The organism is Rhizobium sp. AQ_MP (assembly GCF_014237835.1).
In the GTDB taxonomy this organism is placed as follows: Bacteria; Pseudomonadota; Alphaproteobacteria; order Rhizobiales; family Rhizobiaceae; genus Allorhizobium.
The window spans coordinates 39535-60216 of record NZ_JACJVI010000020.1 but is presented as its reverse complement, the minus strand read 5'-3'; the positions used below and the strand labels follow the sequence as shown (position 1 = coordinate 60216).

The 20682-nt window shown below is 59.4% G+C and carries 19 protein-coding genes; 10 read left to right on the top strand and 9 right to left on the bottom strand.

The genetic code is table 11. The features are described 5' to 3' along the window. Positions 1-375 precede the first annotated feature (375 nt). The 7 genes from H6M51_RS21530 to H6M51_RS21500 all read right to left on the bottom strand — a co-directional run bounded on the left by H6M51_RS21530 (position 376) and on the right by H6M51_RS21500 (position 8447). A complete protein-coding gene (locus tag H6M51_RS21530) occupies positions 376-2265 on the bottom strand; it encodes a bifunctional sugar phosphate isomerase/epimerase/4-hydroxyphenylpyruvate dioxygenase family protein (protein WP_185811857.1) in 1890 nt (629 codons plus the stop codon). Between the two features lie 103 nt (positions 2266-2368). Next, on the bottom strand, positions 2369-3229 hold the full coding sequence (locus H6M51_RS21525) for an oxaloacetate decarboxylase (protein WP_185811856.1): 861 nt from the start codon (positions 3227-3229) through the stop codon (positions 2369-2371). 26 nt (positions 3230-3255) lie between these two features. After that, the gene (locus tag H6M51_RS21520) at positions 3256-3954 is read right to left on the bottom strand and encodes a GntR family transcriptional regulator (protein WP_185811855.1); all 699 of its coding nucleotides are present in this window, start codon (positions 3952-3954) and stop codon (positions 3256-3258) included. Beyond that, positions 3951-5441: a tripartite tricarboxylate transporter permease gene (locus H6M51_RS21515; RefSeq protein WP_185811854.1), complete on the bottom strand. Its 1491-nt coding sequence runs from the start codon at positions 5439-5441 to the stop codon at positions 3951-3953. The genes H6M51_RS21520 and H6M51_RS21515 overlap by 4 nt, the downstream gene beginning before the upstream one ends. Further along, on the bottom strand, positions 5441-5908 hold the full coding sequence (locus H6M51_RS21510) for a tripartite tricarboxylate transporter TctB family protein (RefSeq protein WP_185811853.1): 468 nt from the start codon (positions 5906-5908) through the stop codon (positions 5441-5443). The genes H6M51_RS21515 and H6M51_RS21510 overlap by 1 nt, the downstream gene beginning before the upstream one ends. Before the next feature lie 58 nt (positions 5909-5966). Continuing rightward, positions 5967-6947 (bottom strand): tripartite tricarboxylate transporter substrate binding protein, encoded by a 981-nt coding sequence (locus H6M51_RS21505; RefSeq protein ID WP_185811852.1) that lies wholly within the window; start codon positions 6945-6947, stop codon positions 5967-5969. 57 nt (positions 6948-7004) lie between these two features. Beyond that, positions 7005-8447, bottom strand: coding sequence for an FAD-binding oxidoreductase (locus H6M51_RS21500; RefSeq protein WP_185811851.1), 1443 nt, complete (start codon positions 8445-8447; stop codon positions 7005-7007). Between the two features lie 456 nt (positions 8448-8903). Between H6M51_RS21500 and H6M51_RS21495 the strand changes: the two genes are divergently transcribed. Together H6M51_RS21495 and H6M51_RS21490 are read left to right on the top strand one after the other, a co-directional pair. Beyond that, complete coding sequence (locus H6M51_RS21495) at positions 8904-9215, top strand: helix-turn-helix domain-containing protein (RefSeq protein WP_185811850.1); 312 nt, start codon at positions 8904-8906, stop codon at positions 9213-9215. Continuing rightward, positions 9208-10461 (top strand): type II toxin-antitoxin system HipA family toxin, encoded by a 1254-nt coding sequence (locus tag H6M51_RS21490; protein ID WP_185811880.1) that lies wholly within the window; start codon positions 9208-9210, stop codon positions 10459-10461. Before H6M51_RS21495 ends, H6M51_RS21490 begins: the two co-directional genes overlap by 8 nt. A 605-nt stretch (positions 10462-11066) precedes the next feature. Here H6M51_RS21490 and H6M51_RS21485 read toward each other — a convergent pair. Both H6M51_RS21485 and H6M51_RS21480 read right to left on the bottom strand, forming a co-directional pair. After that, positions 11067-11489 carry a hypothetical protein gene (locus H6M51_RS21485; RefSeq protein WP_185811849.1) on the bottom strand — a complete coding sequence of 141 codons (423 nt, stop codon included), beginning with the start codon at positions 11487-11489 and terminating at the stop codon, positions 11067-11069. Continuing rightward, positions 11479-11739, bottom strand: coding sequence for a type II toxin-antitoxin system prevent-host-death family antitoxin (locus H6M51_RS21480; protein WP_185811848.1), 261 nt, complete (start codon positions 11737-11739; stop codon positions 11479-11481). The genes H6M51_RS21485 and H6M51_RS21480 overlap by 11 nt, the downstream gene beginning before the upstream one ends. Before the next feature lie 348 nt (positions 11740-12087). On the opposite strand from H6M51_RS21480, the gene H6M51_RS24890 reads away from it, so the two are divergent. The 8 genes from H6M51_RS24890 (at position 12088) to H6M51_RS21445 (ending at position 20438) form a co-directional block, all read left to right on the top strand. Beyond that, a complete protein-coding gene (locus tag H6M51_RS24890; protein WP_281418982.1) occupies positions 12088-12210 on the top strand; it encodes a hypothetical protein in 123 nt (40 codons plus the stop codon). A gap of 359 nt (positions 12211-12569) precedes the next feature. Further along, positions 12570-13646 (top strand): transporter substrate-binding protein, encoded by a 1077-nt coding sequence (locus tag H6M51_RS21475; protein ID WP_185811847.1) that lies wholly within the window; start codon positions 12570-12572, stop codon positions 13644-13646. Beyond that, positions 13643-14254, top strand: coding sequence for an ANTAR domain-containing response regulator (locus H6M51_RS21470; RefSeq protein ID WP_185811846.1), 612 nt, complete (start codon positions 13643-13645; stop codon positions 14252-14254). Before H6M51_RS21475 ends, H6M51_RS21470 begins: the two co-directional genes overlap by 4 nt. After that, complete coding sequence (locus tag H6M51_RS21465; protein WP_185811845.1) at positions 14229-15128, top strand: ABC transporter permease; 900 nt, start codon at positions 14229-14231, stop codon at positions 15126-15128. The genes H6M51_RS21470 and H6M51_RS21465 overlap by 26 nt, the downstream gene beginning before the upstream one ends. After that, on the top strand, positions 15128-16048 hold the full coding sequence (locus tag H6M51_RS21460) for an ABC transporter permease (protein ID WP_006726506.1): 921 nt from the start codon (positions 15128-15130) through the stop codon (positions 16046-16048). Before H6M51_RS21465 ends, H6M51_RS21460 begins: the two co-directional genes overlap by 1 nt. 27 nt (positions 16049-16075) lie before the next feature. Next, positions 16076-17692, top strand: a complete 1617-nt coding sequence (locus H6M51_RS21455; protein WP_185811844.1) for an ABC transporter substrate-binding protein — start codon at positions 16076-16078, stop codon at positions 17690-17692. An 8-nt stretch (positions 17693-17700) separates the two neighbouring features. Then, entirely contained in the window at positions 17701-18660 is a 960-nt protein-coding gene (locus H6M51_RS21450; protein WP_185811843.1) for an acetamidase/formamidase family protein, read from the top strand. After that, positions 18657-20438: an ABC transporter ATP-binding protein gene (locus H6M51_RS21445; protein ID WP_185811842.1), complete on the top strand. Its 1782-nt coding sequence runs from the start codon at positions 18657-18659 to the stop codon at positions 20436-20438. Before H6M51_RS21450 ends, H6M51_RS21445 begins: the two co-directional genes overlap by 4 nt. Positions 20439-20682: the final 244 nt, after the last annotated feature.

Below are 20682 nucleotides of genomic sequence, written 5' to 3'. Positions count from 1 at the left end.
GTCTGGTGTCGAAAGAAATCACGCGTAGGGTGGGTGACGACGGGGAAGTCCGTGAGTCTTCCTTTGAAACCTTGACTGCCGGAGCGAAGGCTTTCATCGGGTCCGCATTCCATTCAAGCTATTTTGGGCTCTTTGTAACAGACTTTACTCGGGCATCATTTAAGGGGCAGTATTCCGAATACGCCCATGCACCGTGATGCAGAATTTGTTTTTTCTCGGAAAGCCACATGCCGCAAACCGTAGCGCGACATCAGCATCGCGACCGCTGATGAGGATCGGCAAGCGTGCGATTGGATGTCATGCAATCGGTAGCCCCACCCACCGGTGCCTGTCTCACTCTCGCTCACGGTTGACCTCAAATGAGCGGGGACATCATCAAGCTCTTGGCATTCCCGTCGGTCGCAACTGTCTTTTCAGCGCCGCGATGCGAAATATTGCATTGGCGGCGCCATAGCCTTGATACCCGCTGCGCTGAACGATCTCGAAGAAGAAGCCCTCGCCGTAGGTGCCGCTGTAGAGCTGGAAGTATTCCCCGTGCTCGTCGCGGTCGTAGAGGATGTTCTCGGCCTTAAGCCGCTCAGTCAGTGACGGAAGCAGACCGAAACGCGCTTCGATGTCGCCATAGTAGTTCGGTGAGATAGGCAGTGCATTGAAACCGTTGCTGCGGAGCGCCGCAGCCGTGGCGAAAATGTCCTCGGTGCGAAAGGCAATGTGCTGGATCCCGGCCCCGAATGTCTCGGCAATTAAATGGCCGGCAAACGTGCGCCGGTTTTCCGCACCGTTCATCGTGATGCGCAGCGTTCCCTCATCGTTTTGGATGACCTGGCTGCGCACCACTCCAGACGGATCGATGATGTCCACCATGGGAGACTTTTTGGTTTCGAAGATCGATGTGTAGAACAAGAGCCAGGTCAGCATTTCCTCATAGGCCACCGTTTGGGCTACATGATCGACAGCAAACAGGCCCACCGAATTCGGTGCGGCTTCGTCTACGGCGGGCTGGAAGTCTATCTCCCACACTCGCCCGAGGTTGGATTTGGCATCAACCAGATAGATCAAGGTCCCGCCGACCCCGCGGATTGCGGGAATGTCGAGTTCACCAGGGCCAACCGGCTGACTGAAGGGCTCTGCGCCCAGGGCCACAGCGCGGGCCATGGCGGCCGATGTATCTTCGACCTGCAAGGCCATGGCATAAGCCGACGCGCCGTGAACGGCATGTGCATTGCTGGCGAAGCCAACCTCTTCCGTGTTGAGGAGAATGCGGATATCACCTTGCTGGTAGACGCTAACATTTTTGGTTTTGTGGATAGCGGTCTTCCGGAAGCCGAGTGCATGCATCATTGTGATCAACAGCTCGGCATCGCCCTCGCCAACCGAAAACTCTATGAACGCCACGCCGGCCACTGATGCGCGGTCCGGCATCGACGGTACCGTCAAACCTGCAGCATCGGGCTTTCGTCGCACCTGGTCACCGAGATAGACCAGCGAACGATGCCCATCGACAGAAATGGCCCGCGGCGAGCCGCCACGGAACTGGTCGTTGAAGATCTCCAGGGAGAGATAGCCGTCATACCCCGTCGCTGCGACAGCAGCCACGAAGTCGGCGACTTGCAGATCTCCTTCGCCCGGCATGTTTCGGAAGTGCCTACTCCAATAAAGCAGATCCATGTCGATCAGCGGTGCATCAGCAAGCTGGACGATGAAGATCTTGTCTTTGGGTATCGATCGAATGGAGCCGATCTCGATCTTGCGCGCAAGCGAATGGAAACTGTCGAGGATGAGCCCAATACTGGCATGGTCGACACGTCGCACAATCTCCCAGGCATCGCGATGGTCGTTGATGTGCCGGCCCCAGGCGAGAGCCTCATAGCCCACCCGCAACCCGCGTTTCGCGGCCCGTTCGCCCAGTTCGTGAAAATCGGCCGCTGCCCGGTCGATCCCTCCGAGCGAAACCGGCGAGACGTTGGAGCAGACGAGAACGAGATCGGTGCCGAGCTCCTGCATGACATCGAACTTGCGTTCTGCCCGGTCGAAGGTGCGCGACCGGTGCGACTCGGGCATGCCCTCGAAATCGCGGAATGGCTGGAACAGCGTGATCTCCAAACCGAAATCCTGCACCATGCGCCCGACGTCGCGTGGACTGCCGTCGAAGGCGAGAAAATCATTCTCGAAGATCTCGACACCATCGAAACCGGCCTTGGCAATGGCCGCCAGCTTTTCGGGAAACTCGCCGCTGATTGAAACGGTGGCGATCGAGGTTTTCATGATGACTTCCTGATTTTGTTCAGCAGGATTGGTGACTGTCGTTCTATGTTGGGTCAGACACGAGGGCTGTCACGGTGGACACGAAACAGAGTGCGGATCCCTCTCAACCAAAGCGATCGTCAAGGGACTGGAAATCCTTGAGCCCGACGATCTGGCTGTATTCCTGGTAGGTCACCATGGCGGATTGCCGGACTTTAGTTGTGCCGTCCCGCTTCAGGACCGAAAGTGTGTCCTGAACGGCCCTCACTGCTGAAAACAATGTCGACACGGCATAGAACACGATCTGGAAGCCCATCTGCCCGAGCTCTTCTGCGTTAAGACCAGTTGTCTCGTTACCGTCAACGATGCTCACCACCTTCGGGCCGTCGACATTCCTGGCAATGGTTTCGATCTCTCGGATGGACTTGATGCCGTCGACGAAGACGAGGTCGACGCCCGCATCGCGATACATGTTGGCCCTGCGAATAGCCTCGTCGGCGCCGGATGCTGGCAGGGCGTCGGTGCGCGCGATGACCAGAAGCTTGGCGGTGTTGCGGGCCGCAATGGCACATTTCAGCCGGCGGACATTGTCTTCGGCGGGTATCAACCTGATGCCAGCCAGCTGGCCGCAGCGCTTGGGCTGCTGCTGGTCCTCCAGATGGATGGCCGCCACGCCGGCCTGCATATATTCCTGGACAGTGCGCTCGATATTTGCCGGGCCGCCATAGCCGGTATCGGCATCGGCAATGATCGGTATGCCCACGACCCGCGCCATGTTCCGGGCATGGGTGGTCATTTCCGACTGGCTCATCAGGCCAAGATCCGGCACGCCGAGATGGCTGGCGGTGGCGCCGAAGCCGGTCATGTAGACCGCAGGAAAACCCGCCTGTTCCACCAGTCGGGCCGTCAGAGGATCGGGCGCGCCGGGTGCCATGATGATCTCGCTACCTGAAATCAGGGTCTTTAAGCGGTCTGCTGGATGCATGCTGGTCTCCATTTGATGGCCTGATGTCAGTCCGGATCATCAACGGCGGCGCTGGCCGGTCCGAGATGTCCTTCCCTGATGGCCCGGATATAGACGTCGCGCGTTCGCCTGACATGAAGGGAGAGCGCCGCCTCGAGCTCCGCGAAGCGACCCTCGGCGATCATGGCCGCCATGGCGCGATGCTCGCCGAAGGACTCTCGTCTTCGCTCGTCATAGGGCGCGGTGATATTGGCGCGCAGGGCCGCGATACGCCCGGCAACCAGGCTGTAGGCGTCGCGCAAGTAAGAATTGCCACAGTGATCGAAAGCAAGCTGGTGGAATGCCGTGTCGGCCGTGCCGTAGGCAACGCTGTCGCCTCGCTCAAGCGCTCCTTCCATGTCTCGCAGGATCTGCGTCATGGCCGCGAGATAATCTTCACGGGCCTGGCCGATCGCGGCCTTGATACCCTGCAATTCCAGCATCAGCCGGTAGTCGCAGATCTCGCCGATATCGGCCACATTTGTCTCGAAGACGAAAGAGCCGCGTTTGGATCGCACCACGACCAGCCCCTCCTTCGACAGAATCGCCATGCAATCACGGATCGGCGTGCGGCTGATGCCCATTTGCAGCGCCAGCTTTTCTTCCGAGATGTTTTCGCCCAGCCGGAACTTGCCGGTGACGATCGCCTCGCGCAATTGTGCCGCTGCTATCTCAGCCAGGGATTGCGGTTGCGCAATCTTCTTCATGTTATCCGTCCCCGCTTCAGCCGCAACCATGCCGGCACAGCCCAGACAACACATACAAGCAGGGCAAGACCAGCCGCAATTGGTCGCTCGATGAAAACAAGCGGTACACCATCGGCCTTGATCAGCGATGTCACCAGATTACGCTCCACCAACGGGCCCATCACCAGCCCGAGGATCAGGGGCGCGACCGGAAAGCCGTTCTCTTCCATGAGGTAGGCGAAGAGACCGAGCACCAGCATGATGACAACGCCAGAGGCAGCCGCGTTTATCGAATAGGCACCGACAATACAGAAGCCCAGGATCAGTGGAGCCAGCATCAGCTTGGGCACCCGCAGGACCTGCGAGGCTTGGGCTATGGCCAGCAGGCCGAAGGGCACAATCAAGAGATTGGCAAGGAAGAAGGTGACGAAAATCGCCATCACCTCGTTGGGATTGTTGATGAAGACAAGCGGACCGGGATTGAGGCCCTTCATATAGAGCACGCCGATGACGATCGCGGTGATGGAATCGCCCGGTATGCCGAACACCGTGGCCGGCACATAGGCTCCCGACAAGGCGGAATTGTTGGCCGCGCAGGCATCCACCAGGCTCTCTTCCGAGCCATGGCCGTAGCGCTCCGGTTGCTTGGAGAAGCGTTTGGAGACGGCATAGGAGATCCAGGAGGCGATGTCGGAACCCGCGCCGGGCAGGATGCCGACTGTGGTGCCGATGACCGATCCCCTGACCAGATTGGTCTTGTAGCGCCAAAGCACGCCGCCCAGCCCCGCGAACATGCGAAAGGGATTGCCGACCGGGGCGGCCGGCGGTGTGCGCTCGCGGTTGACGAAGGTGCGTATCAGTTCCGGTATGGCAAACACGCCGATCAACGCCGGTACGAAGGCGACGCCATCCAGCAGCGTGGAAAGACCGAAGGTGAAGCGCGGATGGCCGGCCGTAGTATCCATGCCAACCGTCGCGATCATCAGGCCGAACAGCAAGGACATCAGCGATTTCAGCAGCGAACCGGAGCCCAGCATCACTGCGGCGGAGAGGCCAAGCAGCGCCAGCCAGAAATATTCGAATGACGTGAAATTGAGCGACACCTCGGCCAGCTGCGGGGCCGCAAACATCAGCACCACCGAGCCGAACAGGCCGCCGATGGCGGACGCAACCACGGAAATGCCGAGCGCGCGTCCGACCCGGCCCTGCATGGTCAGCGCGTTGAGATCGCCGATATAGGCCGCAGACGCTGCCGTTCCGGGGATACGAATGAGGGCGGCCGGAATGTCTGAGGCGAAAATCGCCATCGCCGCCGTCGTGACGATCGCCGCGATCGCGGGTACCGGGTCCATGAAGAAGGTGATCGGCACCAGCATGGCCGTGGCCATGGTGGCCGACAGTCCGGGAACGGCGCCGACGAACAGGCCGAATGCCGAGCAGCTCACCATCACGATCAGCATGTTCCAATTGAACACGAGATCGATGACCGTATCGAGATTTGCATACATCAGAGCAGCCCCTTCACGAAACCGGATGGCAAGGGCACATAGAGAAGACGCGTCATGACCAGATGAACCGTCAGCACGAAGACTGCTGATACCGCGATCCACTTGGGATGGGTCAGTCCCGCGGACAAGAACAGCGCCGCCAGCAGCAGCGTGCCGCCAACCGGAAAGCCGACCTGCTCGAAGGTGACAGCCAGAAGGAGCGTACCGAGGATGGCAACCGCAACGCAGGTGATCCGCGGGCCGATGCGCCAGCCGTCATGGAGCGAGAGAAGCGCGTGCGGCGACATCTTGCGGCCCTCCCAGATAAGCATCAGGCCGCCAAGCGAACAGAGACAGCCAAGCAGCGTCGGAAATGTCGCGGGGCCGATGATCTGGCCCGGCATGTCAGGAAAGCCCTGCGCCTGCCAAAGAACCCAGCCCCCGAAGGCGACCAGCAATAGGCCGATGATCGAGTCGTGAAACTTCATGAAGAACCCCTTCGTGAGGGTATGGCCTGCATGCTGAACGCATGCAGGCCTGCCATGATTACTTGGCGAGTCCGACGGACTTGAGCGTTTCGCCCAGCGTTGCGTCCGAGGTTGCCATGAAGGTTTCAAACTCCTGGCCCGGTGTCCATTGCGTGGCATAGCCGCGCTCCTGCATGAAGGACAGGTAGGCCGGGTCGTTGACTACCTTTGCCACCGCATCGGTGAGCTTGGTCACGACCTCGGGGGCAAGCCCCGCAGGTGCGACCACGCCGCGCCATGAGCCCATGGCAAAGCCATGTCCTGATGCCTCTTGGAAGGTCGGAACATCGGGATATTTCTCAAGCCGGGCGCTCGAGAAGATCGCAAGCGGCTTGATGCGTCCCGCCTGCATCAACGCCTCGCCTTCGGGCATCGATGCGGTTGCGATGGTCACGCCGCCGGCTGCTAGATCCTGCAGGCCGGGTGCAGCCCCTTCGGACGGCACCCAGGCGACGCGCTCGACCGGCAGGCCGGCGGCTGCCAGCATTCCAGCCAGTGCAAGATGGTTGACACCGCCTTGGGCGGAACCTGACGCCTTCAGTTCACGATCGGCGGCTTTGGACAGGGCCTCCAGCAGCGCCTTCATGTCGGCATATTCGCTGTCGGCACGCACGAAGATGGCTGCGGGGTCGGAATTGTACAGGCCGATGGGCGTGTAGGCCTTGTAGTCGAGTTCAGTTAGGCCGAGATGATGCATGGTACCGATCTCGAGTGTGGCAATGCCAATGGTGTTGCCATCAGGGGCCGCATCGGCAATGGCTGCATGCCCGACAACGCCGGAACCGCCTGTTCGGTTAACGACCGGCACCGGGACGCCAAGTTCTTTCTGCAATAGATTGGCGATCATCCGCGCGGTGGCATCGGTGCCACCGCCCGCACCCCAGGGAACGACCATCGTGACTGGGCCTTCCGGCCATTCGGCGAATGCGGGGCTGGAATAGAACGTGCCCATAACAAGGCTGGCTGCGAGCGCGAACGCGTGACGACGTTTAATGGACATGATTTCTCCTCCTTGGGTTGTTTGGCAGCCGCGTTCGTCCTCCTGAACGTGCTGTCTTTAGTCGAAGACCTTTCCAGGATTGAGCAGTCCCTTGGGGTCCATGCAGGACTTCAACCGGCGCATCAGATCGATTTCGACCGGGCTGCGGCTGTAGCCAAGATAGGGTTTCTTGAGTGTGCCGATGCCGTGTTCAGCCGAAACAGTCCCGTCAAGTTCACGGACGATCCGGTAGACCACATCGCTGACGGCGGGCAGGGGTTGTGTTGCCGCGCCTTTGACCCAGGCGACAACATGCAGGTTTCCGTCGCCCACATGGCCATAGTAAACTGAGCAGCAACCAAGTGTTTCGGAAAGAGCTAGAGATGAACGGCTAGCAAACTCGTCCATCCGGCCGACCGGCAATCCGACGTCGAAGGAGATGTGCGGTCCGGCAACATCGGGGTTTGCAAATTCTGCTGCAGCGTCACGTGTTGTCCAGAAGGCTTGCAGATCGGCAAGACTGTGTGAAACGGCGCCGTCTACTACCATGCCCTTCTCGAACATGTCTTCCAGCCAGACGGAAAACCGTCCGCCATCTATCACCTCGTCCAGCCCCTGCATTTCAATGAGAACGACGTGGCTACCACTACCCAGTGATACCGGTGGGCGAGCCCCGGGCACCCGATCGGCATAAAGCCTCCAGTAGTCGGCCCACATCACTTCGAAAGCTGACAGCAGCGGCCCCAGACTGCGTCGGGCACTTTCGAGCAAAGCAAGGACCTGCTCGTATCCCGCCACGACACACAATGCTGCCTGTACGCATCCAGGCTTGGGGTGCAGCCGCAGCACCGTCCTGGTTATGACACCGAGCGTGCCTTCGCTTCCAAGAAAGAGCTGTTTCAGATCGTATCCGGCATTGTTCTTGATCATCCGGTTCATCATCGTGACCACGGTACCGTCCATGGTAACGGCCTCCAGACCAAGAACGAGATCTCGGGCCATGCCATAACGGATCACGCGATTGCCGCCGGCATTGGTCGACAGATTGCCGCCGATGGCGCAGGAACCCCGCGCGCCGAGGTCCAGGGAGAAGAAAAGGCCAGCGTCATCGGCTGCCTTCTGAACGGTTTCTAACGGTGTGCCGGAGCGCACAGTTATGGTCATGCCGACCGGGTCGAGTGCCTCAATACCATGGAGCCGCTCTAGCGACAGGGCGATACCCCCGTCGAGCGGCCGCGCACCACCACACAGTCCCGTCAGCCCGCCTTGCGGGGTCACCGCAATGCCCGCCTCGTGACACAGCGTAAGTGTCGTTGCGACCTCCTCGGTGGATGCTGGGCGGACGACTGCCAGAGGCTCTGCGTTTGGAAGAAAACTCCAGTCCGTGCGGTTGCGCGCTGGCAGATCGTCTCCTGACAAAACGGCATTGGAACCGAGTTCAAGACGCAGTTTGGCCAGCAGCTGATCCCTGTTCACCTCTGTCAACGCATCCTCCCAGTGCTTGTTGTATGTAACATACAAGCTGAGATTCCGTTTTGGCAACCGCTCTTTTTTGCAGATTGCCTAGAGCTGCGAGCCTTGACATCTGCGTCACCTTCTCCTGCGTCTCTTCCTTGCGGGCGGACAAACTCGCCGTAACCGGTGGCGCTCTTACTGTGAGATCGCTTCGATGAATGGACCGCTTCGTCGGCCTCGAAGCTAAAAAGCGTCGGAAAGGAGAGGACGATGAGGTCATTAGCGGCCTGCTTGGCGGTCGTGGCGCAGGGCTCTGGGGCAGAGGGAGTTCGTACTGGCTCAGTGTCAGTCTTGGATCCTCACATTGGCTATGCTGAGCGGTGATTCAAAAAGGCCTGATGACGTATAAACAGATCATCACGATAAAAATGATCCATTAAAATATCATTCCATTGACCGCTTCAGGGTAAATAGATATGAAAACGTATCTCCGTGTTTGGAAATGATCTTTATAGGTTTCATATGAAATCGGAATCTCAGGCCCTTCTTGAAATCGGGCAGCTCTTGAAGACGACGCGAAAGAGCTTAGGCTTCACGCAAGAGCGGGTTGCAGATCTGGCGGGCATATCGCGTCCGCGGTACCGCGAGATTGAAGCCGGCAGTAGCTCTGCTCGCACGACCACGCTGATCAACATTGGTCGCGCGCTCGGTATGGAGCTGATGCTCATCCCTCAATCGATGATTCCAGCGGTTAATGCTCTGCTTCAGCCGGACAACGCCGACGATGATCTTCCTGCTTTCATCGTCAGTCCCGACGGTGGCACCGATGCCTGAAAGAACTGTGGATCCAAGATCTATCTCGTCACTTGAAGTGCTGCTGAACGACACAAAGGTTGGCATGCTCGTCAGAACGCCAGGCGACTTCACTGCGTTTAGCTTCGAGGAAGGCTATCGCGAGACGGGTGGCTTCCCAGTGCTCAGTCTCTCATTCCGTGCGGCAAACGGAGGTTTGCGTAAGGATCCCAAGCCGGTCGCAAGAGCATTACCCGCGTTCTTTGCGAACCTTCTTCCTGAGGACAAACTGCGCGACGCGATGGAAAAGCACCATGCAGGTAGCGTGCGACCTGGAAATGATTTCGATTTGCTCGCGGCGCTCGGCTCGGATCTGCCAGGCGCCGTCCGTGTCGTGCCGAGCGGTGGGGCCGGTACTCGCAATGTAGGGCTGTCTTCTTACCCACCCAGGGCCCGGTTTTCCCTTGCGGGTGTGCAGATGAAGCTCTCGGTCATCAAGAACACAGGCAAAGGTGGTGGCCTGACCATACCACTGGGGGATGAACAGGGTTCATACATCGCCAAGTTTCCATCGACATCGTTCCCGGGCGTTTCGGAAAACGAATACGCCAATCTCGCCTTGGCCGAAGCGATCGGAATGGAAGTGCCGGAACGTGAACTCGTCGAACAATCAGCATTCGAGGGGATCCCCGATGAATTCGAGAGCTTGGCAGACGGAAAAGTTCTACTCGTCAAACGCTTCGATCGCAGTGCTGAGGGTCAGCGGATCCATATTGAGGACTTCGCTCAGGTGTTTGGTATCTATCCCTCGCGAAAGTATGAAGGCGCCGCCTATCACGACATTGCTGCAGCCCTCGGGATCGCCGTCTCATCCTCAGTTGCGCTAGACTTCGTTCGTCGACTGGCTTTGGCAGTTGTTACCGGCAATGGCGACATGCACCTTAAAAACTGGTCACTGATCTATCGCGGGAAAGGAAATGAGCCGGCGCTGGCTCCCGTCTATGATGTGGTGTCTACTGTGCCCTATCTTCCAGCAGACGCCATGGCGCTGTCGCTTGCAGGTGAGAGGGCTTTCAAGGCCATGAACGCCCCGCGATGGAAGGTTTTTGCCAACCGTGCACGTCTGCCGGAAGCTGCTGTCATGAAGGCGGTCGTTGAGACAGTTGAGCAAGTCAACCAGTCGTGGTGGTCCCTGCCTGAACGCGCTCATATTCCCAAGAAAGTGCTGGAACGGGTCGACGCCCACATAAGGCTTATGACGCCGATCCTTGCGACTTGCGCGGACTAGGTATGGTCATGGCTTAAGTCGGTATTCCCTCCAACTTGATGCAGAGGCAATGCCGCCATAGCAACAACGCGGTGCTCATCAATATCATCATCCAACTCATAGATTACTTGCATGGGTCGACACGAAAATCCTTTCCAGCCAAGAGTAACTTTGCAGAGCGAAGGAATGTCATGGAAGGCCTTCCAGAACAATTTGTGTGCTCTGGAGTAGAGCTGGCCAGTCGAAGTGCGAAATGCGCAATACGGCCATTGGGAGGACTCAAGCGGTAACACCTACCCCCTAGACAGCCTGTTGGCCAAGCTTCCGGCTCATGAGGCAGAATTCAGGGGCTGATCGCTCTTGCGGAAGCTGTAGTCCAGAAGAAAGCTGTAGACTGGACCGAGCCGCAAACAGGCGTGCAGGTTACGCCGGCGACCGGTTCTCTAAGAAGCAGCAGCTTGTTACATGTCGGTCCTGGTGGGCGTGAAACTGGTGTAGTAGTCTTCTGGGCAATGATTCAGCCGGTAGGCACTTAATTGGCCTCCGTCGAGGCTTCTGGCTTTACCCAAAGAGTAAAGCCATGCCTTTTTATTGCGGTTCCGAAATCAGCCCCATGCCCATTAAGCTCAGTCGAGCCGATTGATCCTGCGTCCCGATTTTCTAGATGCTTCACCGAAGGAAGACGCAATCTTCATCATGAACGCCTTGCTAAAACGACCAAGAACATTCTGATCCGGTTCAATGTACCAGGATCGTTCGGCAACATCGTAGTTATATTCGTCTATCATTACCCAGCAGCGCTTCAAGTCGCTCAATCCGGCTCGACGAGCCTCTGTTTCAGGAACTTCGATCGCTGTGCGATCTGGCTGCGGAGGCTGCGTCGTGACAGCAAGCAGCGCAAGATGCGTGAGGCCGTCTGCGACCCCGCGGACCGCGATGACGACGCAAGTAGGGCGCGACTTGCGGCCTTCGGTCTCTCCCCGCTCATTTTGCCAGGCCCAGAGATACGGGTAGGCTATGATTTGGCCGGGAAGAAAATCACGGCTCATCGCCATAGCCTTCGCCGCGAGATAGTCGATCGATCTCCGCTTCAAACAACTCTAGATGTTGCGTTGGCATTTCAGACGCACGATGAACAGCCCGAGGATCAACGCCGGTCCGTAGACGCTCATAATGATCGTAGCTCATCAGGACAAAACGCGGCTTCCTGTGCTTGGTCAGGACCACCGGCTCGCGGCTGGCAGCATCGGTGACGTCGCCCACTTGTTTGTTAAGATCACCTGTCGTGAACTGCCGCATATCTGAGCCTCCGATTGATGAATTCCATATTATCCATGTTTTCGGGATTTGCAAGAAATTCGTCCAGTCGTGGCGTGGCAATGGGTGATGGCTCACCGATTTGACGAGAAGGGCATAGGCGGTCGACCCGAGCCAAGAAGCACGAGCGCTGGTTTGTCCTCAGATAACCGAGAACACCAGACTAATCGAAGGAGCCCATCCAACGACAAGATCGGGCGATGAGCATGCCGACCTGGTGCGTCTCGGTTATAGGCGTATGGGATGGCGATCGGTCGTTGGTGTGATCCATGTTCGCTGCTCGGATGAACCTGCGTCTCAATCTTCGGTTTTAGTGCGACGTCGAATAACATGTCCCTGCGCCTCTATCCCAGTCGCAACATGCAGAACGCGATGACGGGACGCATCCGTGCCATCATCGCAGGTCTCAGCGGCCGGGGTGGCAATTTCAACTGCAATGGTCCGGTGCCCTGATGCTAGCCTGTGTCGCGGGAGGGCACGATCCGGCAGGCGATTATATCGCTGGCGACAAGCGAGGCAGCCTGAGTTGGCCCGACGCGCTTGGCGCTTGATGATCCATCGTTACATCGGTTGACAGACATAGAATGCGCGCGAATTTTCGGCAATTGGCAGGGGCAAAAAACAGCAATTGCACAAATGTTGCGCGCTGCAGCATCCGTGCGAGGGATTCATGCAGTTTCAGTGGCTGATTTCGAAATTATGCTTCCAATCTCAAATTTGCGAGACTAAGCTGGACGAAATAGCGGCACCTGAGCCCCGTTTCGATCGCGTCCATGACGCGCATCGGCGGGGCTTTTTGCATTGGGGTTCTAATGAAGCGGATCGTAGACATTGGGGTGCTTTTGTCGCGCAGCGGCATGTATGCCGCCTTGTCGCGTGCGAGCCGCGACGGCGTGTTTCGTGGCGTCGAGGAGGTGAATGCCGATCCGGGGCTCGATCTGTCCTTCCGCATCACCGAGCGCGACCCTGACGGACGGCTTGACCGTTATGCGCCTCTCTGCCGCGAAATCCTGCGTGGCTCCGGCGCGCGCCACATCTTCGGCTGCATCACATCGGCAAGTCGCAAGGAGGTCATTCCCGAGCTCGAGCGGTTCGACGGTGTCTTGTGGTACCCAGTGCCTTATGAGGGCTTTGAGGCGTCCGAGCGGGTCGCCTATATGCATGCCTGCCCGAACCAGCATCTCCTGCCGCTTCTGGACTGGGCGCTGCCGACACTTGGTACACGCGCTTATCTCGTTGGCTCCAATTACATCTGGGGCTGGGAAATGGCGCAGATAGCCCGAGAGAAGATCGCAGCTGCGGGCGGACAGGTCCTGGGCGATCGCTACCTTCCGATCGGTGACACCGAACTCGACCATATCATCAGCGACATCAGAGCATTGAAGCCGAGCTTCATCTTGAACTCGCTCGTTGGCGACAGCGCTTACGCCTTTCTGGCGCGGCTCGCCCAGTTAAGGCAGGAGGCCGGCTTCGCTGATGGGTTGACCGTGCTGTCGTGCAACTTCACCGAATGCGAGATCGAAGCGGCAGGCGAGGCGGCCGAAGGGCTGGTCTCGGCAGGTCCCTGGTTCGAGCCAGACGGCGGGAGGGGCGGATCGTTTTACGAGATGGCACGCCAGTCCGTGCATGAACTGGCCCTGCTTCTGCATGGTCGTCCTGAAGCAGAGGAGCTTGCCCTGGCGGAACTGCTGCACACCGCGGTCAAGGCAGGGCGCACAACGCGGCTTGATCCCGTGCACCTGCATGCGCGCCAGCCGGCAATCATCGCGCGTCTGGAAAATGGACGGTTTGAAGAGATCAGGCGACTGCCTGTGATGCGCGCCGATCCCTACCTCACGCAGAGGTCGCAGCCTCTGCATCCGGGCGCCCACCTGAAGGTGGTGTCATGACGCGCATCAGAACAGAAAATCTTGGTGGAGCAACCGCGTGGATCCTGCACCGACCTCACCCCTCCGTAAATGGGCTTGTCCGCCAACTCGGGGTTATTGGCCTTGAGGTCCACGAGGTCTGGCCCGAGCTTCCACCCGAGACGATCGAGGCAGATTTCATCTTCTACGATGCAGACATGGGCCACGACGAGCAGTTCCCCTGGGCGCCTGGTCATTCACCCATGCCGATGATCGCACTGATTGGATCGGAAGCGCCGGGCCGCCTGCGCTGGGCTATGGAAATGGGCGCGCACGCCCAGCTCCTGAAGCCGATGAGCGACAAGGGCGTCTATGCGGCTCTCCTCGTCGCGCGAAGCAATTTCGATCGGGCCAAGGCCTCCGACGCCCTCATTTCTGATCTGCAGAACCGCCTTTCGGCACGTCAGACAATCGTGCGCGCCGTCATGCTCTTCGTGATGAATGGGAAGACGGAAGCAGAGGCCTATGACCTCCTGCGCCAGACCGCGATGGCATGGCGCGTGACGATAGAAATTGCCGCCGAGCGGCTGGTGGCCAACCACTCGTATGAAAGGGGTGCCGACGATGGCAGACGCATCGATCCCGCCTGAACCCTTGGCCGTACCGGAAAGCGGACCATCCGTGTGGCGGCAACTGGCTGAACGCAAGCTGGCACTGCTGGGCCTCCTGATCACCTTTGTCTGCGTTGGCGGTGCGATCTTTGCCCCGTGGCTTGCACCTTACGATCCTTACGAGCAATTCTTTGACGGCCTCACCATCGAAGGCGCCCCGTTGCCGCCGAACGCGATGTTCTGGTTCGGGACGGATCTTCTTGGTCGAGACCTGTTCTCGCGCATCCTCTACGGCGCGCAGACCTCACTCGTGATCGGGCTGGTTGCCAATGGGGCCGCCTTGCTGATCGGCACGCTGGTGGGTGTGACCGCGGGTTACTTTCGCGGGATCATCGGTGCCGTCCTGATGCGCTTCACCGATCTGATGATGGCCTTTCCGGCGCTGCTCCTGGCGATCTGCCTGGCTGCGATCTTTTCTCCGTCTCTCTGGATCGTTGCGATGGTGATTGCCTTTGTAAACTGGGTGCAGACCGCACGCGTGATCTTCACGCAGACCTCTTCGCTCGCCGAGCGCGATTACATTGCTGCGGAAAAAACGCTTGGCGCCGGCCATGGCCGCATCCTGTTCAAGCACATCCTGCCACATCTGATCCCGACATTGATCGTCTGGGGCACGCTCGGGATCTCGACCACGGTCCTTCTGGAGGCTACCTTGTCCTTCCTCGGCATTGGTGTTCAGCCGCCGATCCCGTCCTGGGGCAATATCATCTTCGAGAACCAGACCTACTTTCAGTCCGCACCCTGGCTGGTCTTCATCCCCGGGGCGGCGATCCTTTTGCTGGCGCTTGCCTTCAACCTCGTCGGCGATGCCTTGCGCGACATTCTCGATCCGACACAGCAGGGGCGTGACTGATGGCTGCCTATATCCTCAGACGTCTTGTTCAGTCGGCGCTTATTCTGCTCGGCGTATCCTTTATCACCTTCGTGCTGCTCTACGTGCTGCCGGCAGACCCGGTCCGCCAGATAGCCGGTCGCTCCGCAACGGCCGCGACCGTCGAAAGCATCCGCCAGCAGCTCGGCCTCGATCAACCCTTCCTCGTCCAGTACGGCAACTATCTCTTCAATCTCGTCCAGGGCGATTTCGGACGCTCCTATCTGCAGAAGACCGAAGTCGCCGAGCTTCTGTTTTCGCGTCTGCCGGCAACCTTGCTCCTGCTCGTTGCAGCGATCGGTTGCGAACTCCTGATCGGCCTGCCGCTTGGCATTGTGGCTGCGCTCAATCGCGGCAAGGCGATCGACAACGGGCTGATGCTGACCAGCTTCCTCACGGTCTCCGCCCCGCAATTCGTTGTGGCTCTGTTGTTGCTCTTCGTCTTTGCGGTCAAACTCGGCTGGTTTCCGATCGGCGGATACGGCACCTTCGCCCATCTCGTTTTGCCTGCCGTGACACTCGGTATTCTAGGCTCAGGCTGGTACTCGCGCATCATGCGATCCTCCATGGTCGACGTATTGCGGGCCGACTTCATCCGTACCGCCCGCGCCAAGGGGCTCGGCCGAAGCAAGGTCATTCTCGGACATGCCCTGCCCAATGCCATCCTGCCGATCATTGCAATGATCGGCATCGATATCGGGCTCTTCATGTCCGGCATCGTCGTCGTCGAAAGTGTCTTTGGCTGGCCCGGCATCGGTCAGCTCGCCTGGCAGGCAATCCAGCGCGTCGACATTCCGATCATCATGGGCGTCACGCTCGTCTCAGCCTGCGGCATCGTCATCGGCAATCTGATCGCTGACCTGATTTCGCCGCTCATCGATCCGCGCATCAAGCTGCGCTGAAACCGTCAACCCACAGGAGTAAGGCCTATGAAGAAGCTTATCCTTTCAACTGCGCTTGCAACCCTCATGGCCCTGCCGGCCTTTGCCCCGGCCACGGCCCAGGAACCGAAGCACGGTGGCAATATGGTGGTGACCTACAAGGACGACGTCGCGACGCTCGATCCGGCGATCGGTTACGACTGGCAGAACTGGTCGATGATCAAGTCGGTCTTCGACGGCCTCATGGACTACGAGCCCGGCACCACCAATCTGCGCCCGGGTCTTGCCGAGAGCCATGAGATCTCCGAGGACGGCCTGACCTATACCTTCAAGCTGCGTCCCGGCGTCAAGTTCCACAATGGCCGCGAACTCGTGGCTGACGACGTCGTCTACTCGATCAACCGCGTGATCAACCCGGCCACGCAGTCACCCGGCCAGGGTTTCTTTGCGATGATCGACGGCTATGACGCGGCCGCCGAGGGCAAGGCCGAGACCGTCTCGGGTGTGTCTGCGCCCGATGCCAGCACCGTCGTCTTCAAGCTCTCGCGTCCCGACGCAACTTTCCTGCACGTGATGGCGCTCAACTTTTCCTTCGTCGTGCCCAAGGAAGCGGTCGAAGAAGCCGGCGCAGACTTCGGCAAGAAGCCGGTCGGAACCGGTGCGTTCAAGCTGACCGAATGGTCGCTCGGCCAGCGCCTCGTCTTCGAGAAGAACGCCGATTATTGGATTTCCGGCGTCCCCTATCTCGACAGCTTCACGGTTGAAGTTGGCCAGGAACCGGTCGTCGCCTTGCTGCGTGTGCAGAACGGTGAAGTCGACATCCCAGGTGATGGCATTCCGCCGGCCAAGTTCGTCGAAGTGATGCAGGATGAGGCGCAGAAAAGCCTCGTGGTCGAAGGCGGCCAGTTGCATACTGGCTATATCACCATGAACGTCACCAAGGCGCCGTTTGACAAGGTCGAGGTGCGCCGTGCCGTGAACATGGCGATCAACAAGGATCGCATCGTCCAGGTCATCAACGGCCGCGCCGTTCCGGCAACCCAGCCGCTTCCGCCGTCCATGCCGGGCTACACCGAGGGTTATGAGGGCTACAAGTTCGATCAGGAGGGCGCAAAGAAGCTTCTGGCCGACGCTGGTTACGCTGACGGGTTCGAGACCGAACTCTTCGTCATGAACACCGATCCAAACCCGCGTATCGCCCAGGCGATCCAGCAGGATCTGAAGGCTGTCGGCATCAACGCATCGATCAAGTCTCTGGCACAGGCCAATGTGATCGAGGCGGGCGGCGCCGGCAATGCCCCGATGATCTGGTCGGGCGGCATGGCCTGGATCGCTGATTTCCCGGATCCGGCCAACTTCTACGGACCGATCCTCGGATGCGGCGGTGCCGGTGAGGGTGGCTGGAACTGGTCGAAGTATTGTAATGCCGACCTCGACAAGATGGCCGCAGACGCCGATTCCATCGTCGATCCTGCCAAGGTCGACGAACGCCTCGCCAAGTGGTCCGATATCTACATGAAGGTGATGGAAGACGCGCCTTGGGCGCCGGTGTTCAACGAGCAGCGCTACACGATGAAGTCAGCCCGCATGGGTGGCGACGACGCCCTTTTCGTCGATCCGGTGTCCATCCCGGTCAACTACGACTACGTCTACATCAAGGAGTGATGGAAGCCATGTGCAAGCACTGCAACCACACGATCCACGCCCATCAGCACCATTTTGGCTGGGACAATTCCTTTGCTCCGGCACTCAATGCTGCACCGGGCGAGACGATCCTGTTCCAGTGCCTCGACAGTTCTGGGGGCCAGCTTGGCCCCCAGTCCACCGTCGAGGATGTGCAGGCGCTCGATTTTGCCAAGATCAACCCGGTGTCGGGGCCAATCTATGTTGATGGTGCCAAGCCCGGCGATGTGTTGAAGGTGACGATCGAGAGCTTCACGCCGCAGCTGCGTGACGGCGCAGGCTTTGGCTGGACGGCAAACATCCCGGGCTTCGGCCTGCTGGCCGACCAGTTCACCGTGCCTGCGCTCAATATCTGGAAGTTTGATGCGGCGGGCATGGAGCCCGCGTTGTTCGGCAAGAACGGGCGCGTGCCTCTTAAACCCTTTGCAGGAACGATCGGCAATGCGCTTGCCGAAAAGGGTCATCATACGGTTGTGCCGCCTCGGCGCGTCGGCGGCAATCTTGATATCCGCGATCTTTCCGCTGGAACGACGCTTTACCTGCCGGTCGAGGTCGAAGGTGCGCTGTTTTCCGTTGGCGATACCCACGCCGCCCAGGGCGATGGCGAGGTTTGCGGCACGGCCATCGAAAGCCCCTTTGATGTCGTTTTGACGCTCGACCTAATCAAGGACCAGCCATTGAAGATGCCGCGGTTCACGACGCCGGGGCCGGTCACGCGCCATCTCGATGCCAAGGGCTATGAGGTGACGACCGGTATCGGTCCGGACCTTTGGGCCGCGGCTCGGGATGCCGTTTCCGGCATGGTCGATCTTCTCGCCGCGACGCAGAAGATGGACCCGGTCGACGCCTATATGCTCGTGTCGACCTGCGGCGACCTTCGGATTTCCGAAATCGTCGACATGCCGAATGTCGTGGTGAGCTTCTACTTCCCGAGGGCCGTCTTCGAATGACCGCATCCATGCTTTCTCCCGTGGTCGAGCCAATGGCAGACGTCGTCTTGTCGGTCCGCGACCTCAAGGTCTCTGCCCGCTCGGACCAGGGGCTTCTGCCGCTGGTCGATGGGCTGAGCTTTGATCTTCATCGAGGCGAGACGCTTGCGATCGCGGGAGAGAGCGGTTCGGGCAAGTCGATCACTTCGCTCGCCTGCATGGGTCTCCTGCCCGAACCTGCCGTGCGGGTAACAGGCGGTTCGATCCGTTTCGGCGAGACGGAACTCACCACCCTGCCGGAGAAACGCATGCAGGCGATGCGCGGCGCGCGCATCGCCATGATCTTCCAGGAGCCGATGACTGCGCTCAACCCGGTCATGAGCATAGGCCGCCAATTGGTCGAAGCGATCCGCGCGCATGAACCGCTCACGGTGTCGCAGGCGAGAGCGCGGGCCCTCGAAGCGGTCAAGGCGGTGCGTCTCTCCCAGCCCGAGAAGCGGCTCGAACAATACCCGCATGAACTCTCCGGCGGCATGCGCCAGCGCGTCATGATTGCCATGGCAATCGCGCTTAGGCCCGCCGTTCTCATTGCCGACGAGCCGACGACGGCGCTTGATGTCACGGTGCAGCGTGAGGTTCTCGATCTGCTGCGCGACCTGCAGAAGGAGCTTGGAACCGCCGTCATCCTGATTACCCATGACATGGGCGTCGTCGCCGAGATGGCAGACCGCGTCATCGTCATGCGCAAGGGAAAGATGGTCGAGGCCGCAAGCACGGTCGATCTTTTCGATGCGCCTAAGGATCCTTACACGCGAGACTTGCTTGCAGCCGTGCCGCGCATCGGCGGCGGGGCTAAGCGTCCCGCTCCTGAGACCCGCGATGTGCTCGTGCGCTATGACGATGTCTCGGTGAATTTCCCGATCCGTACGGGGCTTCTTGGGCGAGTGGCGGCGCGCGTGCATGCGGTCGAGCATGTTTCGCTGGAGATTTACCGCGGCGAAACCCTGTCGCTTGTCGGCGAGTCCGGCTGCGGGAAGTCGACAATGGCAAAAGCGCTGGTCGGACTGGTGCCCCATCAAGGCCGCATCGAGATCAATGGACAGGCGATGGGGGAACTTGGGGCTTCCGGCCGCAAGGCGATCCGGCGTGATCTGCAGATCGTCTTCCAGGACCCCATGGCAGCGCTTGATGCGCGCATGACCGTCGGCGAGCTCATTCGTGAACCGCTGGTCATCCACAAGATTGGAACGCCGGCCGAACAGAAGGCACGCGTGCGCGAACTGCTGGAGCGCGTGGAGATGTCGCCGAGCGTCTACAACCGCTACCCGCACCAGTTTTCCGGTGGTCAGCGTCAGCGCATCTGCATCGCGCGCGCCTTGGCGCTGAAACCGAAACTGATTGTTTGCGATGAAAGCGTTGCTGCTTTGGACGTGTCGATCCAGGCGAAGGTGCTTGATCTCTTACGTGACCTGCAGAAGGAAAGCGGCGTGACCTATCTCTTCATCAGTCACGATATGGCGGTGGTGGAGAATATCTCTGATCGCGTCGCTGTGATGTATCTTGGCCAGATCGTGGAAATGGGAACGCGCGCACAGCTGTTTGGCAATCCCCAACATCCCTATACGAGGCGCCTTCTGGACGCCGTCCCGGTTCCAGACCCGCGCCGTGAAAGGCCCGCAGCCCCCCGGTTGGCGAGCGAGATTCCGAGCCCGGTGTGGAAGGTCGGTGAAGCGCCAGAAAGAGTACCGCTCATTGACATCGGCGGCGGACATCTTGTCGCCGACACGCGCTTTCAATGAAATAGGACCGTCGGCTGGCATTGGCACCTTCCAACACCGCGTTGCATGAGAGGGGCAGGGGAGTGAACCCTACAAGGAAGATGCGCGATGTTGTCACTGCGTTGGCAGGCAAAATACGCTTCATGCTTTGAGGTGGTATGGCGCATGGACCGTTCTTGAAGTGCACACTGATCAGCGGTGACTAAAGATGTTGGCATGGTAAGATCACGAAAAAAGGCCAACAGGACATTTTCGTGACGCCCTC

Bases quoted from the DNA above. Each gene is read 5' to 3' on its own strand.
- H6M51_RS21465 (WP_185811845.1), top strand. From the start codon at position 14,229: ATGGCAGACGCATCGATCCCGCCTGAACCCTTGGCCGTACCGGAAAGC.
- H6M51_RS21455 (WP_185811844.1), top strand. From the start codon at position 16,076: ATGAAGAAGCTTATCCTTTCAACTGCGCTTGCAACCCTCATGGCCCTG.
- H6M51_RS21470 (WP_185811846.1), top strand. From the start codon at position 13,643: ATGACGCGCATCAGAACAGAAAATCTTGGTGGAGCAACCGCGTGGATC.
- H6M51_RS21505 (WP_185811852.1), bottom strand. From the start codon at position 6,947: ATGTCCATTAAACGTCGTCACGCGTTCGCGCTCGCAGCCAGCCTTGTT.
- H6M51_RS21475 (WP_185811847.1), top strand. From the start codon at position 12,570: ATGAAGCGGATCGTAGACATTGGGGTGCTTTTGTCGCGCAGCGGCATG.
- H6M51_RS21515 (WP_185811854.1), bottom strand. From the start codon at position 5,441: ATGTATGCAAATCTCGATACGGTCATCGATCTCGTGTTCAATTGGAAC.
- H6M51_RS24890 (WP_281418982.1), top strand. From the start codon at position 12,088: ATGTCCCTGCGCCTCTATCCCAGTCGCAACATGCAGAACGCGATGACG.
- H6M51_RS21445 (WP_185811842.1), top strand. From the start codon at position 18,657: ATGACCGCATCCATGCTTTCTCCCGTGGTCGAGCCAATGGCAGACGTC.
- H6M51_RS21485 (WP_185811849.1), bottom strand. From the start codon at position 11,489: ATGAGCCGTGATTTTCTTCCCGGCCAAATCATAGCCTACCCGTATCTC.
- H6M51_RS21520 (WP_185811855.1), bottom strand. From the start codon at position 3,954: ATGAAGAAGATTGCGCAACCGCAATCCCTGGCTGAGATAGCAGCGGCA.
- H6M51_RS21490 (WP_185811880.1), top strand. From the start codon at position 9,208: ATGCCTGAAAGAACTGTGGATCCAAGATCTATCTCGTCACTTGAAGTG.
- H6M51_RS21510 (WP_185811853.1), bottom strand. From the start codon at position 5,908: ATGAAGTTTCACGACTCGATCATCGGCCTATTGCTGGTCGCCTTCGGG.
- H6M51_RS21525 (WP_185811856.1), bottom strand. From the start codon at position 3,229: ATGCATCCAGCAGACCGCTTAAAGACCCTGATTTCAGGTAGCGAGATC.
- H6M51_RS21480 (WP_185811848.1), bottom strand. From the start codon at position 11,739: ATGCGGCAGTTCACGACAGGTGATCTTAACAAACAAGTGGGCGACGTC.
- H6M51_RS21530 (WP_185811857.1), bottom strand. From the start codon at position 2,265: ATGAAAACCTCGATCGCCACCGTTTCAATCAGCGGCGAGTTTCCCGAA.
- H6M51_RS21495 (WP_185811850.1), top strand. From the start codon at position 8,904: ATGAAATCGGAATCTCAGGCCCTTCTTGAAATCGGGCAGCTCTTGAAG.
- H6M51_RS21450 (WP_185811843.1), top strand. From the start codon at position 17,701: ATGTGCAAGCACTGCAACCACACGATCCACGCCCATCAGCACCATTTT.
- H6M51_RS21460 (WP_006726506.1), top strand. From the start codon at position 15,128: ATGGCTGCCTATATCCTCAGACGTCTTGTTCAGTCGGCGCTTATTCTG.